The sequence below is a fragment of the Flavobacterium ustbae genome (assembly GCF_003946915.1).
Taxonomy (GTDB): domain Bacteria; phylum Bacteroidota; class Bacteroidia; order Flavobacteriales; family Flavobacteriaceae; genus Flavobacterium; species Flavobacterium ustbae.
This window is the reverse complement of the sequence record NZ_RPOC01000056.1, coordinates 1-371: the sequence shown is the minus strand read 5'-3', so window position 1 is coordinate 371 and position 371 is coordinate 1. Positions and strand designations below refer to the sequence as shown.

The following is a 371-nucleotide window of genomic DNA, read 5'->3' as shown; positions in this document are numbered from 1 at the left end:
AGCAATTCCATCTACAACGGCACTTACGACAGGACAATATTTTGCATCGATTTCAGATACAGCGACAGGCTGCGAAAGCGCTACAAGATTAACAGTTGATGTAATTGTAAACGATCCTGGAACTCCGACATTAGTAACAGCAGGAACGCAAAACTTCTGTACGGTTGACGCTCCAACTTTTGCAAGCATTCAGACTACACCAGCGGCAAATATTGTATGGTATACGGCAGCAACGGGCGGAACAGTAATTGCGCCAACAGCAGTTTTAACAACAGGCCAGTATTTTGCAGCAATTTCAGACACTGCAACAGGCTGCGAAAGCGCTACAAGATTAACAGTTGATGTGATTGTAAGTGATCCAGGAACTCCAA

General features: G+C 44.5%; 1 protein-coding gene. It reads left to right on the top strand.

Going from position 1 to position 371, the window contains the following annotated elements:
• Positions 1 to 371 (top strand): Ig-like domain-containing protein (locus tag EG814_RS20905; protein ID WP_164515359.1); only part of this gene is annotated, 371 nt, incomplete at both ends.